This window comes from Novosphingobium sp. G106, from assembly GCF_019075875.1.
GTDB lineage: Bacteria > Pseudomonadota > Alphaproteobacteria > Sphingomonadales > Sphingomonadaceae > Novosphingobium.
Genome location: NZ_JAHOOZ010000001.1, coordinates 5334761 through 5349736 on the forward strand (window position 1 = coordinate 5334761; position 14976 = coordinate 5349736).

At 66.6% G+C, this 14976-nt stretch carries 14 protein-coding genes; 6 read left to right on the plus strand and 8 right to left on the minus strand.

What is annotated here, in order from left to right; all coding sequences use genetic code 11:
* Positions 1 to 8 precede the first annotated feature (8 nt).
* Genes KRR38_RS26050 through KRR38_RS26070 form a run of 5 tightly spaced genes read right to left on the minus strand, consistent with a single transcriptional unit; the run spans position 9 to position 4784 of the window.
* Positions 9 to 1022 carry an alpha-ketoacid dehydrogenase subunit beta gene (locus tag KRR38_RS26050; RefSeq protein WP_217406328.1) on the minus strand — a complete coding sequence of 338 codons (1014 nt, stop codon included), beginning with the start codon at positions 1020 to 1022 and terminating at the stop codon, positions 9 to 11.
* A gap of 10 nt (positions 1023 to 1032) precedes the next feature.
* The gene (locus KRR38_RS26055; RefSeq protein ID WP_217406329.1) at positions 1033 to 2004 is read right to left on the minus strand and encodes a thiamine pyrophosphate-dependent dehydrogenase E1 component subunit alpha; all 972 of its coding nucleotides are present in this window, start codon (positions 2002 to 2004) and stop codon (positions 1033 to 1035) included.
* Positions 2005 to 2032: 28 nt separating this feature from the next.
* Positions 2033 to 3247, minus strand: coding sequence for an acyl-CoA dehydrogenase family protein (locus tag KRR38_RS26060; RefSeq protein WP_217406330.1), 1215 nt, complete (start codon positions 3245 to 3247; stop codon positions 2033 to 2035).
* On the minus strand, positions 3247 to 4392 hold the full coding sequence (locus KRR38_RS26065; protein WP_217406331.1) for a thiolase family protein: 1146 nt from the start codon (positions 4390 to 4392) through the stop codon (positions 3247 to 3249). Before KRR38_RS26065 ends, KRR38_RS26060 begins: the two co-directional genes overlap by 1 nt.
* A complete protein-coding gene (locus KRR38_RS26070; protein WP_217406332.1) occupies positions 4389 to 4784 on the minus strand; it encodes a Zn-ribbon domain-containing OB-fold protein in 396 nt (131 codons plus the stop codon). Before KRR38_RS26070 ends, KRR38_RS26065 begins: the two co-directional genes overlap by 4 nt.
* Before the next feature lie 132 nt (positions 4785 to 4916).
* On the opposite strand from KRR38_RS26070, the gene KRR38_RS26075 reads away from it, so the two are divergent.
* The gene (locus KRR38_RS26075) at positions 4917 to 6536 is read left to right on the plus strand and encodes a GMC family oxidoreductase (RefSeq protein ID WP_217406333.1); all 1620 of its coding nucleotides are present in this window, start codon (positions 4917 to 4919) and stop codon (positions 6534 to 6536) included.
* Here the strand turns inward: KRR38_RS26075 and KRR38_RS26080 are convergent.
* Positions 6533 to 7309 carry a LuxR C-terminal-related transcriptional regulator gene (locus KRR38_RS26080; RefSeq protein WP_217406334.1) on the minus strand — a complete coding sequence of 259 codons (777 nt, stop codon included), beginning with the start codon at positions 7307 to 7309 and terminating at the stop codon, positions 6533 to 6535. The genes KRR38_RS26075 and KRR38_RS26080 overlap by 4 nt on opposite strands.
* 138 nt (positions 7310 to 7447) lie before the next feature.
* Here KRR38_RS26080 and KRR38_RS26085 point away from each other — a divergent pair, with 138 nt between their 5' ends.
* Positions 7448 to 8566: an acyl-CoA dehydrogenase family protein gene (locus tag KRR38_RS26085; protein WP_217406335.1), complete on the plus strand. Its 1119-nt coding sequence runs from the start codon at positions 7448 to 7450 to the stop codon at positions 8564 to 8566.
* Here the strand turns inward: KRR38_RS26085 and KRR38_RS26090 are convergent.
* Both KRR38_RS26090 and KRR38_RS26095 read right to left on the minus strand, forming a co-directional pair.
* Positions 8563 to 9327, minus strand: coding sequence for a ThuA domain-containing protein (locus KRR38_RS26090; RefSeq protein WP_217406336.1), 765 nt, complete (start codon positions 9325 to 9327; stop codon positions 8563 to 8565). The two genes, KRR38_RS26085 and KRR38_RS26090, sit on opposite strands and share 4 nt — an antisense overlap.
* Complete coding sequence (locus tag KRR38_RS26095; protein WP_217406337.1) at positions 9324 to 10736, minus strand: SRPBCC family protein; 1413 nt, start codon at positions 10734 to 10736, stop codon at positions 9324 to 9326. The genes KRR38_RS26090 and KRR38_RS26095 overlap by 4 nt, the downstream gene beginning before the upstream one ends.
* Positions 10737 to 10877: 141 nt before the next feature.
* On the opposite strand from KRR38_RS26095, the gene KRR38_RS26100 reads away from it, so the two are divergent.
* Genes KRR38_RS26100 through KRR38_RS26115 form a run of 4 tightly spaced genes read left to right on the plus strand, consistent with a single transcriptional unit; the run spans position 10878 to position 14929 of the window.
* Complete coding sequence (locus KRR38_RS26100) at positions 10878 to 11660, plus strand: SDR family NAD(P)-dependent oxidoreductase (protein WP_217406338.1); 783 nt, start codon at positions 10878 to 10880, stop codon at positions 11658 to 11660.
* The gene (locus tag KRR38_RS26105) at positions 11657 to 12475 is read left to right on the plus strand and encodes an SDR family oxidoreductase (RefSeq protein ID WP_217406339.1); all 819 of its coding nucleotides are present in this window, start codon (positions 11657 to 11659) and stop codon (positions 12473 to 12475) included. Before KRR38_RS26100 ends, KRR38_RS26105 begins: the two co-directional genes overlap by 4 nt.
* Positions 12472 to 13248, plus strand: a complete 777-nt coding sequence (locus tag KRR38_RS26110; protein ID WP_217406340.1) for an SDR family oxidoreductase — start codon at positions 12472 to 12474, stop codon at positions 13246 to 13248. The genes KRR38_RS26105 and KRR38_RS26110 overlap by 4 nt, the downstream gene beginning before the upstream one ends.
* A gap of 16 nt (positions 13249 to 13264) precedes the next feature.
* A complete protein-coding gene (locus tag KRR38_RS26115; protein ID WP_217406341.1) occupies positions 13265 to 14929 on the plus strand; it encodes an FAD-binding protein in 1665 nt (554 codons plus the stop codon).
* The last annotated feature ends 47 nt before the right edge of the window (positions 14930 to 14976 follow it).

The following is a 14976-nucleotide window of genomic DNA, read 5'->3' on the forward strand; positions in this document are numbered from 1 at the left end:
CCGGCTCCTCAGCGCCAGGCCATGAGCTTGCGCACCGCCGCCTCGATCTTGTCGACCGAGGGCAGGTAGGCGCTTTCGAGCTCGCGGGCGAAAGGCACGGGCGTGTGCGGCGGCGTCACCGCCTGGGGCGGCGCCTTGAGGCTGGCGAAGGCCTTGTTGGCGACCAGCGAGCAGATGTCGGCCGCCAGCCCGCAGCGCGGTGGCGCCTCGTCGACCACGACCAGCCGCCCGGTGACTTCGACCGAGTCGAGTATCGCTTCCTCGTCGAGCGGGCTCGCCGTGCGCAGGTCGATGACGTCGCAGCCGATGCCGTCGGCGGCGAGCCGGTCGGCGGCCTGCTCGCAGAAGCCCAGCAGCAGGCCGGAGGAAACGATCGTCACGTCCTCTCCCGCACGGGCGAGGCGGGCGTGACCGAAGGGAATGGTGAAATCGGGATCGTCGGGTACTTCGCCGGTCATTCCGTAGAGCGCCTTGTGCTCGAGGAAGATCACCGGGTCGTCGTCGCGGATCGCCTGGCGCAGCAAGCCTTTCACGTCGGCGGGGGTCGAGGGCATGACGACCTTGAGTCCGGGCATTCCGGTGAGGATCTGGTGAACCGCCTGGCTGTGCTGCGCGGCAGCGTTGTAGCCCGCACCATAGGCCATGCGGATCACCGCAGGGCATTTCGTCTTGCCGCCGAACATGTAGCGGAACTTGCCCATCTGGTTCCACAGCTGGTCCAGACTGACGCCGATGAAGTCGGCGAACATCAGTTCCGCCACCGGCCGCTTGCCGGCGAGCGCGAGCCCGTTGGCCGCGCCGACAATGGCGCTTTCCGAAATCGGCGTATCGATCACGCGGTCCTTGCCGAACTTGCCGAACAGCCCGGTCGAGGTCGACCAGATCCCGCCGATCGCTTCGGGGCCGCCGGCCGTGCCCATGCCGCCGACTACATCCTCGCCGAGGACGACGACATTGGCGTCGCGCTCCATTTCCTCGGCGATCGTCGTAACGACGGCATCGCGGTACATCATCTTGGCCATCTGGGCGTCCTCAGTACGCGATGTAGACGTCGGCAAGGACGTCGTCGGCGGTGGGGCGCTCGGCGGCGCGGGCGGCGGTTACGGCGGCTTCGATCGCGTTCATGACCTCGGCATCGACCGCATCGAGATCGGCGCCATCGAGCAGCTTGGCGGCGGTGACGCTGTCGCGGAACTTGCTCAGGCAATCGCGCGTCGCGCGTAGCCGGTCGATCTCGCCGGGGCCGCGGTAGCGTTGCGGATCGCCTTCGAAGTGGCCGAAGAAGCGCTCGGTATCGAATTCTACCGCGGCGGGGCCGTTGCCGGCGCGAACATAGTCGAGCACTTCGCGCATGGTGTCGTGGACCGCGAAGAAGTCGGTCCCGTCGGCGCGCCAGACCTTCATGCCGAAGGCCTCGGCGCGGCTGGCGATGTCCTTCTGCGTGCCGACGGCATAGTCGACGCCGGTGTGCTCGGAATAGTGGTTGTTCTCGAAGACGAAGATGCAGGGCGCCTGGGTGACCACTGCCATGTTCATCGCTTCGAAAGTCGTGCCCTGGTTGCAGGCGCCGTCGCCCGAAAAGGCGATCGAGACCTTGCCGGCACCGTCGAGCTTGGCCGCGAGCGCCGCACCCACCGCGATCGGCGCGCCGCCGCCGACGATGCCGTTGGCGCCGAGCATGCCCTGGTCGACGTCGGCGATGTGCATCGAGCCGCCCTTGCCCTTGCAGAGCCCTTCGCGGCTGCCCCAAATCTCTTTCATCATGCCGTCCAGATCACAGCCCTTGGCCAGGCAATGGCCGTGGCCGCGGTGGGTCGAGACGATTTTGTCCGAGGTATCGAGATGCTCGCAGACGCCCACCGCCACGGCTTCCTGGCCGCAGTAGAGATGGGTGAAGCCGGCGATCTCGCCGGTCTGGATCTCGGTATGGAGGCGCTCCTCGAATTCGCGGATCACCTTCATCTGGCGGTAGGCGCCCAGCAGCGCCTCGCGGCTCAATTGCATCCTTTGCTCCCGCTCATTCTGTTCTGCATCACCCGCCCAGCCCGAGTACCGATCGCGCGATGATGTTGGCCTGGACCTCGTTGGTTCCCCCGAAGATCGTCCAGGCACGGCTGTTGAGATAGCGTGGCGCTGCAAGCTGCGCATCACGCGAATGGATGGGCTCGGGCGCGTTGTCGCCATAGAGCGGGCGCGCCATTTCGAGCTGAAGCCCAGCGGGGCCGTAGAGATCCACCGCCAGAAGATCGATCTCCTGCCGCAGGTTCGAAGCGAGCAGCTTGGTCAGCGAGGTCTGAGGCCCCGGCTTGCGGCCGCGGGCGAGCTCCGAGATGATCTTGAGCTCGATCATCTCGAGCGCCTGCACGCCGAGCCGGGCGCGGGCGAGCCGGCGCTGCCATGCCGCGTCACGCTCCATCGTGCCGCCGCGGCCGTCGCTCTCCTTGCGCGCCGCGGAAGCGAGCTGGTCCAGGTCGTAGATCAGCTTGGGCGCGTGGCACGAGCCGCCGCGTTCGTTCTCGAGCAGGAATTTGGCGATGGTCCAGCCCTGGCCTTCGTCGCCGACGAGATCCTGCGCGGGCACGACGACGTCTTCTAAGAACACTTGGTTGACCTCGTGATCGCCCGCCACGGTGAGGATCGGGCGGACCGAGATACCGGGCTGGTTCATGTCGACCAGCAGGAAGCTGATCCCAGCCTGCTTCTTCACGTCGGGATCGGTGCGAACCAGGCAGAACATGCGATTGGCGTGGTGCGCGTGGGTGGTCCAGATTTTCGAGCCGTTGAGCACGTAACGGTCGCCGTCCCGCACCGCGCGGCATTGCAGCGAGGCGAGGTCGGAGCCGCTGCCGGGCTCGGAGAAGCCCTGGCACCAGTAGTCCTCGCCGCTGAGGATGCGCGGCAGGTAGAAAGCCTTCTGCTCTTCGGTCCCGAAGGTCCAGATCACCGGGGCGACGAGCTTCAGCCCCAGTACCGTCAGGTTCGGCGCGCCGGCAAGCGCACATTCCTTCTCGAAGATGTAGCGCCGCAGCGGGCTCCAGCCGGTGCCGCCGTGCTGCTCGGGCCATTGGTAGCCAAGCCAGCCCTTTGCGTTGAGCACGGCATTCCAGGCCTGGCCGATCTCGGGCTCGACGAAGACCGTCGGCGAGGCAGCGGCGCCCGCGCGGATGCTTTCGGGCAGGTGTTGCTTGAGGAAGGCGCGGACTTCGTCGCGGAAGGCGGCATCGTCCGGGGAGAGGTCGATGTCCATCAGCGCTCCAGAATGGTCACGGCGGAAACGCCGGGGGCGCCATAGACGTGGCTGTAGGCGGTCTTGGGCGCGCCCGGCACTTGCCGACCGCCGCCATCGCCGCGCAGCTGCACGACGTTCTCGTAGACCTGGCGCAGGCCCGAGGCGCCGATCGGCTCGCCGCAGGCGAGGCAGCCGCCGTCCGTGTTGACCGGCAGCGCGCCGCCGATCTCGGTCCGGCCCTCGGCCAGCCAGGCTTCCTGCTCGCCATCGCGGCAGAAACCGTTCTCGGCCAGGTGCATGATCTCGGCGCCGGCCTCGGTATCCTGGAGCTGCGCGACCTGGACGTCCTCAGGGCCGATGCCGGCGATGCGGAAGGCGTCTGCCGAGGCGATGTTCGTCGCCGAACCGCCACGCACCACGTCGATCGACGGGGCAAAGACCTCGAACGAACCCGGCGGGCGGGTGCGCATCGCCGCGGCCTTCAGCCGGATCAGCGGCTTGCCCAGTTCGCGCGCCTTCTTCTCGCTGGCGAGGATCAGCGCGACACCGCCCTCGGCGGGCGAGCAGAACATGAACTTGGTATAAGGATCGCTGACCAGCGGCGCTTCGAGAATCGTCTCCAGCGCTACCGGCTCACGCCGCCAGGCGTGCGGGGCGTGGACGGCGTTGCGGAAGGCCTTCTCGGCGACGCGGCCGAGCGAAGTTTGCGAGATGCCGTGCTCGTGCATGTAGCGCATGATCTTGGCGCCGAAGAACTGCGTGGTGATCATGTAGCCCGCCTCGCCGTACCAGTCGGGCAGGTTGTATTCGGCCGGCAGCGCGTTGAAAGCGCCACGCGGGTGCTTGTCGAAGCCGACCGCGAAGCCGAGGTCGAAGGCGCCCGACTGGATCGCCATCGAGGCCGATGCCAGCGAGGAACCGCCCGCCGCGCAGCCGTTCTTGACGTTGATGAACTGGATGCCGGTCAGCCCCAGCCGCTCGACCATCGTATCGGGATTGCCCGCCGCGTCGGAGCCGCCGTAAGCGAACTGGATCTGCGGCCATTCGATGCCCGCGTCGCCGAGCGCTTGGCGCACTGCAAAAACGCCCTGTTCCAACCCGGACACACCATCGGTGCGGCCAAACGGGTGGATGCCGATGCCGACGATGCAGACGTCGCTCATGCTGCACCCCCCGCCGGCTGAAACGCGTGGATCAACACGCCGTCGGTTGCATCGGGATCGAGCGGGATCTGGGTGAGCTCGAGCGACATGCCGATGCGCACCTCATCGAGCCCGACATTGGCCAGGCGCGCCTCGACGATCGTCTCGCCCGGCAGTTCGACATAGGCGACCGCCCAGGGCGCGAAATCCTCGGGCCCGGCATAGGGCGGCGACTTCGGGCGATAACGCTGGACGGTGTAGGACCACAGTGTCCCGTCCCGCCGCAGCGGCCAGGCTTCGTAATCGTTGCTCTCGGGGCAGGGGAAGACGATCCGCCCGGTCTCGCGATGGCGGCCACCGATCAGCCGCGGCGGCGCATCATCGGTGAACAGGCCTTCGGCAATCGCGCGCATCTTGCTCCCATCCCGTGAAGCTGACTCTTGATGGTCGATCCTTACGCCTGCCGCCGCCCGCTTTCCGACTCATCAAAACGCTAGGGTAGCGATTGTGCCAGTCTGTGCGACCAGTGGGACTGGGAGGCGGATATGGCCGAAAGCTGGGACTACATCATCGTCGGAGCTGGCTCTGCAGGCTGCGTCATGGCCGAACGGCTGAGTGCCGACGGAAGGTCGCGCGTGCTGGTGCTCGAAGCCGGCGGTGAGAACGACAGCTTCTGGGTGACGCTGCCCAAGGGCGTCGCAAAACTGGTCCAGAAGCCCGAGCACATGTGGACCTATCCGGTCAGCCAGCCGCGCGAGCAGGGCGGCCCGCTCGGCGAAGTCTGGATTCGCGGCAAGGGGCTGGGCGGCTCGTCTTCGATCAACGGCATGATCTGGAGCCGGGGCGAGCCGGCGGACTACGATGCCTGGGAAGCAGCGGGCGCGACTGGCTGGAACGGCGCAGCGATGACCGAGGCGTTTCTCGCACTAGAGGATCATGCCGCTGGACCGGGTCCGCTGCGCGGCAGCGGTGGGCGGGTGCACGTCGATCCCGCCGCCTTCACTTATCCGCTGGCCGATCGCATGATCGAAGCCGGCGAGGCGCTGGGCATGCAGCGCGTAAACGACCTCAATGGTACGACCGGCCCCCGAGTGGGTCTGTTCAGCCACAACATCCGGAACGGACGCCGCGAAAGCGCCGCACGCACTTTCCTCGCGCCGGCACGCAAACGCCCGAACGTCGAAGTGGTGACCGGTGCGCTGGCCGAACGCATCGTGTTCGAGGGCCGCCGCGCCGTGGCGGTCGAGGCCGCGGTCAACGGGATGCCCCGCCGCTTCGACTGCTCAGGCGAAATCGTCGTCTCGGGCGGCGCGATGGAAAGCCCGTTGCTGCTGCAGCGCTCGGGCATCGGTGACGGCGACCGGCTGCGGGCGGCAGGCATCGAAGTCGCGGCGCATTCTCCCGATGTCGGCGAGCGGATGATCGAGCATCTCTCGTTCTCGATGCCCTACCGGCTCGAGAAGGGGAAAGGCACCAACCGCAGCTTCTTCGGCGTGGGCGCGGCGCTCGCGATGGCGCGTTACCTGCTGCGCCACGACGGGATCATGGCGACCGGGCCGTTCGAAGTCGGCGCCTTCTGCAATGTCGCCCACCCAGACGGGCGCACCGACACGCAGCTCTATCTGGGCGGCTATACGTTCAAGGTCGGCGACGACAACGATCCGGTCCCGCTCGACAAGATCGACCCGCGCCCCGGCGTGACGATCTATGGCCAGCTCTTGCGGCTCACCAGCGAAGGCTCCCTGCGGGTGAGCGGGCCGGCCAGCAGCGACGCTCCGCAGATCCTGCCCAACTGGCTCAGCACCGAGCACGACCGCACTTCGGCGATCAACCTGATGCGGCTGATGCGCGCCTATATGGCGGCACCGCCGCTCGGGCAGATGGTCGGTGCCGAGATGGTTCCGGGGCCGGCCGTGCAATCGGACGAGGAACTGCTAGCCGCCTTCCGGCGCCTGTCGAGCTGCGGACTCCACGCGATCCGCAGCTGTCGCATGGGCAGCGATGCCGATGCCGTGGTCGATCCCCGCCTGCGCGTGAACGGCGTCGAAGGACTGCGGGTCGCGGATTGCTCGGTGATCCCAGGGCACGTGACGGGCAACACCAACGCGCCGGCCATGGCGGTGGGGTTGCGCGGCGCGGCAATGATGATCGACGATCGGCGCTAGCGCGTGTTCAGCGAGATATAGCCGAGCTGGGCCGCCTTGAAGACCGTCTGGCTGCGGTTGACCGCATTGAGCTTGGTCGCGGCATTGTGGATGTGAAAGCGCACCGTGGCGCGGCTGCGCGAGATGATCATGCTGATCTCGAGGTCCGTCTTGCCGATCGCCGCCCAGCGCAGGCATTCGACTTCGCGCTTCGACAGGCGCGATTGCGCGGGCAGCGCCTGGGCCGATCCCATGACCTGGACGTAGGTGGAGATGAAGGTCCGCGCATAGAGACCGAAAGCGTCGCCGAATTCGACGAAGGCCTCCGCGAGGTCGGCCTTGTCGCGGTCGAGCGGGTTGAAGCTGACGGCGCCGATCTGGCCGAATGGCAGGTGCACCGGCACCGCGATCGCGGCCCAGGTCAGTGCGCGCTGTTCGAAATTGGTCAGGTCGATCGCGTCGAGATAGGCATTGGGCTGATGCGTACGGAAGCCGTCGGCGTTGACCCAGAACGGCTGGCTTTCAAAGCGGCAGGCGGTGGTCAGCGGTGAATCGAGCGCGATGCGCGAATTGCGCCACCAGACGCGGTCGTCATCGTTCCAGCCGAAAACGTCCTTGGCTAGGAGATTGCCGTCGGAGTCCACCGGCGTCCGCTTGTCGGCGATGTCGTGAGCTGGCGCAGCGCGCATGCCACAGGACATTGCGATCTCGTGCAGGGCCTCGGCGGCGCGGCGGATATCCCCAGGGCCCGAGACCCGAACTGCGTCGATGTTAGCCTGCGATAGCAGCGGCATTTCCGTCTCCCCGCACGCTTGTACACGGGAAACCAGCGCAGCAAACGAGGAAATCTGCGTTTTCACCCTAACCTTTTGCTCAGCGTAGTCCGCGCGCCGATGATGTTACAGCCGTCCCATGATACCGGGAGCGGGCGGGTGAATTTCGATCTCAGCGAAGACGAGGAACTATTGAAGGCGCTCGCCGAGCGCTTCGTCGTCGACCATTATGACATTGAAAGCCGGCGCCGCTTCTTGGCCGAGCCCCACGGCTTCTCGCCGGCGAACTGGAAGCTGCTCGGCGACTTGGGCCTGATCGCCGCGATGTTCGATACCGAGGCCGGCGGTCTCGATCTCGATGCTACCGGAATCGCGACCGTGTTCGAAGCGCTGGGCCGCGGCCTCGTCGTCGAGCCCCTGATCGAGAACGTCCTCCTTGCAGGCCGGCTTTTTGCCGCCACCGCCACGGAACCGCTCCGCGGGGCCTGGCTGCCGAGCCTATTGGCCGGAGAGCGCCGTATCGCCCTGGCTCATGTCGAGGAGCGCAGTCGCGACGGACGCGCCTGGATCGAGACCCGCGCTACGGTGGACGGAGGCGGTTGGCGGATTTCGGGCGAGAAGGCCTACGTCCCAGCCGCTGGCGGCGCGGACGGTTTCATCGTCTCGGCGCGGGGCGAGGGCGCACCTGACGACAACGATGGCGTCGGCCTGTTCTTCGTTCCCGCCGATGCTTCCGGCCTGTCGCTGGCGCATTGGCACATGGCGGACGGTAGTGTCGCCGCTTCGTTGCGGTTCGATGACGTTGCCGTCGATGGAGCGGGCCGCTTGACCGGCGGCCTTGCCGAGATCGCCGTAGCCGGAGAACTCGCCAGCCTCGCCCGATCGGCTGAGGCGATCGGCGTCATGGAGCGGATATTCTCCGAGACGATCGATCACCTCCGCACGCGTGAGCAGTACGGCGCGCGGCTGGCATCGTTCCAGGCATTGCAGCATCGGATGGTGGCGCACTATGCCGCGATCGAGCAGGCACGCGGCTTGATGAACCTGGCGATGGTGTCGTGGCGGCAGCCCGAATTCGGCAGCGCCGTGCTGGGTGCACGGGCCTTCGTTTCCGAGGTCTCGGTCGCGCTCGGCCACGACATGATCCAGTTCCATGGCGGCATGGGCGTGACCGACGAATTGTCGGTTGGCCACGGCCACAAGCGGCTGCTGGTGCTGTCGCGCTGGCCCGACGGCCCCGACGCCGCGCTCGATCGCTTCGCCGGGGTTGAGAGCTAGGCGGGCTGCCGTTCCTTGATCCAGCCGATACCGCGCCGGAGCAGGTCGTAGAACACCGGCAGGTCCCAGGCACAGCGATCGACCGCTGGCCACCAGTCGAGCATCGGCTGGAGATCGTAGTGCCCGCGGCAGTGCCCCAGCGTCAAATAAAGCACTGCGCCCGCGCCGTGCTGCTTGATGTAGAACACGGGATGGGTGCCCGGCGCGCCGTCCGCTTCGGCGAAGCCGGTGCCCGGCTCGCTGCATTCGGTCTCGAGCAGCACGTGGAGATCGCCGTGGCGTTCCATGTGATAGAGCTCGTCGTTGGTGTCGAAAGGCTCGACCCCGGCCACCAGCGGATGGCCGGGGTCGGCGACGGTCACGCGGTAGGGCGCGATCGGCGGGTGCGAGAGGAACTGGCTGCCTAGCAGGTCCATGAACAGCGGCGCCCAGCGCGGCGCATCCCACAGCCCGTTGTCGAGCATCCGCAGCACCGAATTGGTGCCGTGCAGTGCATACCAGCGGCCCCCTTTGGCCAGCCAGTCGCGCAGCACCTCCTGCGCCTTGAGCGACGGCGTGACGTCGCAGGTGTAGGTGATCAGGATATCGGCCTTGGCGATGGCCTCGACCGTCTCATAGTCCTCGAACACGCGCGTGCGGATGCGCGGATCCTCGGCGAGGAGCTTGAGCAGCTCGAGCCGGGCGAAGTCCATATCGTGCCAGACCCCGCCGCAGACGAGGACGCAGTCGATCCGCGGCGGATGCGCTTCCGCTTGGCTCACCGCTCGGCCCCGAGTTCGCCCGAGATGTATTTGTCGAGCGTCTGGTGGAACTGGCGGATGCGGATCTCCTGATAGTCGCCGAGCTGGACTTCGCCGGTCTTCGAGGCGTGCAGGCCCTCCTGGACGAAAGGCAGGTTGGCCATGTCCTGCTCGAACACCGAACCGAGCACGCCGAGTTCCTCGGCTGCGGTCCACAGTTCGTCGGGGCCGAGGAGATGCATCGGCACGCTGCGCGGGATCGGCTCGCCCTTCTTGACCCGTGCCAGGATGCGGACTTCCATCAGGCAGGTGTCGGGCGTCTTCCCCGGCCGCCAGCGGTAGACGACGTTGGGCATGAAGCCGCCCCAGGGCGAGAAGTTCGGAAAGACATTGTAGACCAGACCGTCGAGCAGTTCGGCGTCGGTCGCATCATCGTGGTCGTAGCCGGTCTGTTCGGTATAGCCCTTGCGCATGGCATCGCCGAGCGCCTCGCGCGCGGTCTTGCCCTCGGGCACCTGCACGGCGAAGGGATCGCCGGCGTTCTCGTAGTTGTCGGCCGAGCGGCCGTTGAACTTGACGAATTCGTCGACGATCCACTGCTCGGGCTTGCCCGTATTGCCGAGGTGCGGCGAGACGATGCCGAAGGGCACGAGGTTGACGTTGATGTTGTCGCCCCAGGTCCAGTAGGCGGCGTTGCTGTCGCCGGTGAAAGGCAGCAGCTGCGGGTGGGTGACGACCGTGTGCCAGGCTTCCATGAAGGCCTCGGCGGTGACCTTCCAGTTGGCCTGCACTTCCTTGGCCACCCAGATCACCGTCGTGCATTCCTCGTGCCGCCAGCGCTTGAAATGCTCGGGCAGCGGCGCCAGGAATTCCTCGAGGCTCGGCCCGCCCTTCTCCTCGCGAAGGAAGATGTAGCCGCCCCAATGCGCGACCTCGGCTTCGGGAAGCTGCAGCTTCTCCTGCGACAGGTGCTTGAAGTCCCACGAGCAGGGCATCGTGCGGAAGCTCCCGTCGCTGTTCCAGGAGAAGCCGTGGAACGGGCAGGTGAAGGTGTCGGCATTGCCATCCTCGGTGCGCAGCTTGCGGCCGCGGTGGAGACAGACGTTGTGGAGCGCGCGGACCGAGCCGTCCTCCTGACGCGTCACCAGCCAGGACCGGCCGGCGTTCTCGAACACGGTGTAGTCGCCCGCGTCGGGGATGTCCTCCTCGCGCGCGGCGAACTGCCATACATGCGGCCACATCCGCTCGCGCTCGAGCTGCGCGAATTCCGAGCTGATATAGCGGGTGACGGGCAGCGGGTCGGAGCCGCGGTATTCGTAGCTTTCCTCGGTTAGCGAGGCCGGTGCCGGGCGGGAGTCGATCGCCATCAGGTCGGTCCAGCTTATCCCGCGGTCCTTCTCCTCGTTCAGCCCCGGATCGCGTTCCGCCATCAGTCGAATCCTTCTTCCCTATTTCTGGTGTCTCCGCTGGTTCTGCCCCCTGCGCAAGCGGGCGTCACCTTGTCGAAAGCATAGGTTGCAGGCGGCCGATTATCGGCCAAACCAGTACCACCAAAACCATGGGAGAATGCCGTGAGCAAACGGCTGGAGGGCAAGGTCGCTCTCGTAACGGGCGGAACTTCGGGCATCGGCGCAGGCACCGTCGAGCGGCTGGCGGCGGAAGGTGCGCGGGTCGTCTTCACCGGATCGAACGCGGAAGCCGCACAGGCGCTCGTCGCGAGCACCGGCGCACGCTTTCTGGCGCATCGCGTCCAGGAAGCCGAAGCCTGGCCGGCGCTGATGGAGGCGATCCTCGGCGAGCACGGGCGGCTCGACATCGTCTTCGCCAATGCCGGCACCGAGCATGGCGACGCCAGCATCGAGGACATCGGCATTGCGGGCTGGGACAACGTCATCGCGGTCAACCAGACCGGGGTAATGCTCACCGTCCAGCAGGCGATCCGGGCGATGAAGCACAATCCCGACGGGCCGACAGGCTCGATCGTGATCAATTCCTCGATGAACGCGCACCGGGCCATGGGCAATTTCGTCGCCTATTCGGTGTCGAAGGCGGCAGTGGTGGCGCTGGTCAAATCGGCCGCGGTCCATTGCGGCAACCAGGGCTACAAGATCCGCGTCAACGCGATCCTGCCGGGCGTGGTCGAGACCGGGATCATCCGCGGGCAGATCGAGAACGCGCCCGATCCCGCTGCGGCCCGCGCTGCTTACGAGAGCATGTCGCCGCTCCGCAGGATGGGGACGGTGGAAGAGATCGCCGGGATCGTCGCCTGGCTCGCTTCGGACGAGGCGCGCTTCGTCTCGGGCAGCGAATACGTGATCGACGGAGCAACCACGGCAGGGATGATGGGCGTATGAGCGATCTCGGTTCACAGCGGCTGAAAGGCAAGGTCGCTTTCGTTTCGGGCGGCCTGCGCGGCATCGGCCTCGCCTGCGTCGAGCGGTTTCTGGCGGAAGGCGCAGAAGTCGTGCTGTCCGATCTCGACGCGCCGGAAAGCGCGCTCGCTGTGGAGGTGCTCGGCCGATTGGGTCAGGCGGCTAGCTATGTTCAGGCCAACGTCACCCAGGAGGCCGACTGGCAGCGGGCCCGCGATGCCGTGCAGAGCCGCCACGGCAAGCTCCACATCCTGGTCAACAACGCCGGCATCGATCTGACCGGACCGGTCGAGAGCCTGACCATGGAAGGCTGGCGGCGGATCATGGACATCAACGTCGACGGCGTGTTCCTCGGCGTGAAGACCTTCGTGCCGATGCTGGCCGAGCACGGCCGCGAATTCCGCGGCGGCAGTTCGATCATCAACGTCAGCTCGATCATGGGTCTGGTCGGCTACACCGACACCTCGGCCTACAACGCCAGCAAAGGTGCGGTGCGGCTGTTCACCAAGTCGATCGCGGTCGAGTTCGCCAAGAAACAAATGCCGATCCGTGCCAATTCGCTGCACCCCGGCTTCGTCGTGACGCCGCTGTTGCAGGAAGGCTTCCAGCGCTGGGTCGATAAGGGCGCGGCGGAAAAACCGCAGGACCTGGTCGATGCGGTCGCGGCACAGACGCCGCTGGGGCGCTTGGCCCAGCCCGCCGAGCTCGCCTCGGGCGTGTTCTTCCTCGCCAGCGAGGACAGCGCCTACATGACCGGCGCCGAACTGGTCATGGACGGCGGATGGACGGCACAATGATCGGATTGGAAAACGTTATCGCGGTCGTCACCGGCGCGGCCGGCGGCATCGGCCGCGCAGTCGTGCAGCAGATGAAGGACGCCGGCGCGGTCATCGTCGCCACCGATCTCGCCGAGAGCGCCGAAGTGCCCGGCGCCGACGATTACCTGCGCCACGACGTGACCAGCGAGGCCGACTGGAATTCGGTCGAGGCTCTGGTCCGTGAAAAATACGGCCGGCTCGACGCGCTGGTGAATCTCGCGGCGATCTCGATCGTCGGCCGGATCGAGGACACGCCGCTCGACGAGTGGCATCGGGTCAACGCGATCAACGTCGATTCCGTGATCATAGGCAGCCAGATCCTTCTGCCGCTGCTCAAGGAAGGCGGCAAGGCACGCAAGGGCGGTGCCTCGATCGTCAACTTCTCGAGCGTCGGCGGTCTGCGCGGCGCGCCGTTCAACGCGGCCTACTGCACGAGCAAGGCGGCGGTGAAGATGCTGTCGAAGTGCATGGGCGCCGAATTCGCCGCGCTCGGCTACAACATCCGCTGCAACTCGGTGCATCCGGGCGGGATCGAGACGGGCATGCTGGCCAGCATCATGGACCGCTATGTCGAGCTGGGCGCCTCGCCTTCGCGCGAGGCTTCGCACGCATCCATGGTCGCGAGCCATCCGATCGGCCGGCTGGGGCGCCCCGACGAGATGGCCGGCGGGGTGATCTACCTCTGCTCGGAAGCGGCGAGCTTCGTTACCTGTTCGGAATTCCTCATGGACGGCGGTTTCAGCCAGGTCTGAGAGACGGAGATTGGCAATGACGGAAGACATTAAGTGGGACCTTGAGGCGGACGTCGTCGTTCTCGGTTCCGGCGGAGCCGCGATGACCGCGGCGATCTCGGCGCATGATTTCGGCGCCAAGGACGTGGTGATCCTGGAAAAGTCCGGGATGGTCGGCGGGACGACCGCCATGTCGGGCGGCATGCTGTGGATACCGAACAATCCCTATCAGCAGGAAGCCGGCATCGAAGATTCCGACGACGACGTCGTCGCCTACCTCGACGCCCTCGCACCGGGCCAGCTCGACCCCGAAACCTTGGGCGCCTTCCTCGAGACCGGGCCGGAGATGATCCGCTACCTCATGGAAAGGACGCCAGTCCGTTTCCATGCCTTCGCCGACTTTCCCGACTATCAGCCCTACCTGCCGGGCGCCAAGCCCGATGGCGGCCGCTCGCTTGACAACGAGGCCTTCTCCTTCGAACGGCTCGGCAAATGGGCCACGCGGGTCAATCCGACCAAGATGGCCTATCCGGTGCGCGGCAGCCTGATGGAAGCGGTGGGCGGCACGCTCGACGAGGCCACGCTCGCCGAGCGCGAGAAGGGCGATTACCGGGGGCTCGGGCAGGCGCTGGCCGGCTCGCTGTTCAAGGCCGTGCTTGATCGCGGCATCCCGGTCGAGTTCGAGAAGCGCGCCCGCAAGCTGGTCAAGGCCGGGACCAAAGATGGTGATCGGATCGTCGGCGTCGTGGCCGAGGACGCCAGTGGCCGCGATTTCCGCGTGCGCGCGCGCCGCGGCGTGGTCATCGCCACCGGCGGTTTCGAGTGGAATGAGCAGCTCGTGAAGGCCTTCCTGCGCGGACCACTCACCGGTCCGGTCTCCGTACCCGAGAACGAGGGCGATGGCCTGCTGATGGCGATCGAGGCCGGCGCCCAGCTCGGCAACATGCAGAATGCGTTTTGGCAGCAGTCTGTGCTCGAATTCAAACCGCAGCACCGCAATGCCAAGCCCAACTACCTGCTCGGTTCTGACGAGCGCGCGCGCCCCGGCGCCATCCTCGTCAACCGTGCCGGCAAGCGCTTTGTCAACGAGGCGGCGAACTACAACGCCATGGGCAAGGCGCTCCACGCCTTCGACGCCGGCACCCATGCCTATGCCAACCTGCCCTACTGGCTGATCATCGATCAGCGCTATCGCGACAAGTATCCGCTGTTCAACGCCATGCCGTCATCGCCGCTGCCGTCCTTCGTCATGCAGGCCGAGACGCTGGAGGAATTGGCGGAAAAGGCAGGGATAGACGCCGAGGGCCTGAAGGCCGCCGTGGCCCGGTTCAACGACATGGTCCGCAAGGGCCACGATGACGACTTCAACCGCGGTGACAATAGCTACGACAATTTCTACATGTGGGGCGATGCGGACTTCGATCCGCCCTACCGCACGCTCGGCGTGATCGACCGGGGCCCTTACTACGCGGTCAAGATGGAGTCCGGCGCGCTGGGCACCTGTGGTGGCCCCCGGACCAACGGCGACGCCCAGGTGCTCGACTGGAACGGGGAGCCGATCCCGGGCCTCTACGCGGCGGGCAACGCCATGGCGGCGGTGCTGGGCGAGGGCTACGGCGGCGCCGGCGGTACGCTCGGCCCGGGCATGACCTTCGGCTACCTCGCCGGGCGGCACTTGGGGACGCATATCCCCAACCACTGAGGCAGGAAAACCGGCGTCGGTTGCATTGTCCGTTACTGCCGGCCAGA

Coding starts and splice junctions, on each gene's coding strand:
- KRR38_RS26050 (WP_217406328.1), bottom strand. CDS start 1,022: ATGGCCAAGATGATGTACCGCGATGCCGTCGTTACGACGATCGCCGAG.
- KRR38_RS26055 (WP_217406329.1), bottom strand. CDS start 2,004: ATGCAATTGAGCCGCGAGGCGCTGCTGGGCGCCTACCGCCAGATGAAG.
- KRR38_RS26060 (WP_217406330.1), bottom strand. CDS start 3,247: ATGGACATCGACCTCTCCCCGGACGATGCCGCCTTCCGCGACGAAGTC.
- KRR38_RS26065 (WP_217406331.1), bottom strand. CDS start 4,392: ATGAGCGACGTCTGCATCGTCGGCATCGGCATCCACCCGTTTGGCCGC.
- KRR38_RS26070 (WP_217406332.1), bottom strand. CDS start 4,784: ATGCGCGCGATTGCCGAAGGCCTGTTCACCGATGATGCGCCGCCGCGG.
- KRR38_RS26075 (WP_217406333.1), top strand. CDS start 4,917: ATGGCCGAAAGCTGGGACTACATCATCGTCGGAGCTGGCTCTGCAGGC.
- KRR38_RS26080 (WP_217406334.1), bottom strand. CDS start 7,309: ATGCCGCTGCTATCGCAGGCTAACATCGACGCAGTTCGGGTCTCGGGC.
- KRR38_RS26095 (WP_217406337.1), bottom strand. CDS start 10,736: ATGGCGGAACGCGATCCGGGGCTGAACGAGGAGAAGGACCGCGGGATA.
- KRR38_RS26105 (WP_217406339.1), top strand. CDS start 11,657: ATGAGCGATCTCGGTTCACAGCGGCTGAAAGGCAAGGTCGCTTTCGTT.
- KRR38_RS26110 (WP_217406340.1), top strand. CDS start 12,472: ATGATCGGATTGGAAAACGTTATCGCGGTCGTCACCGGCGCGGCCGGC.
- KRR38_RS26115 (WP_217406341.1), top strand. CDS start 13,265: ATGACGGAAGACATTAAGTGGGACCTTGAGGCGGACGTCGTCGTTCTC.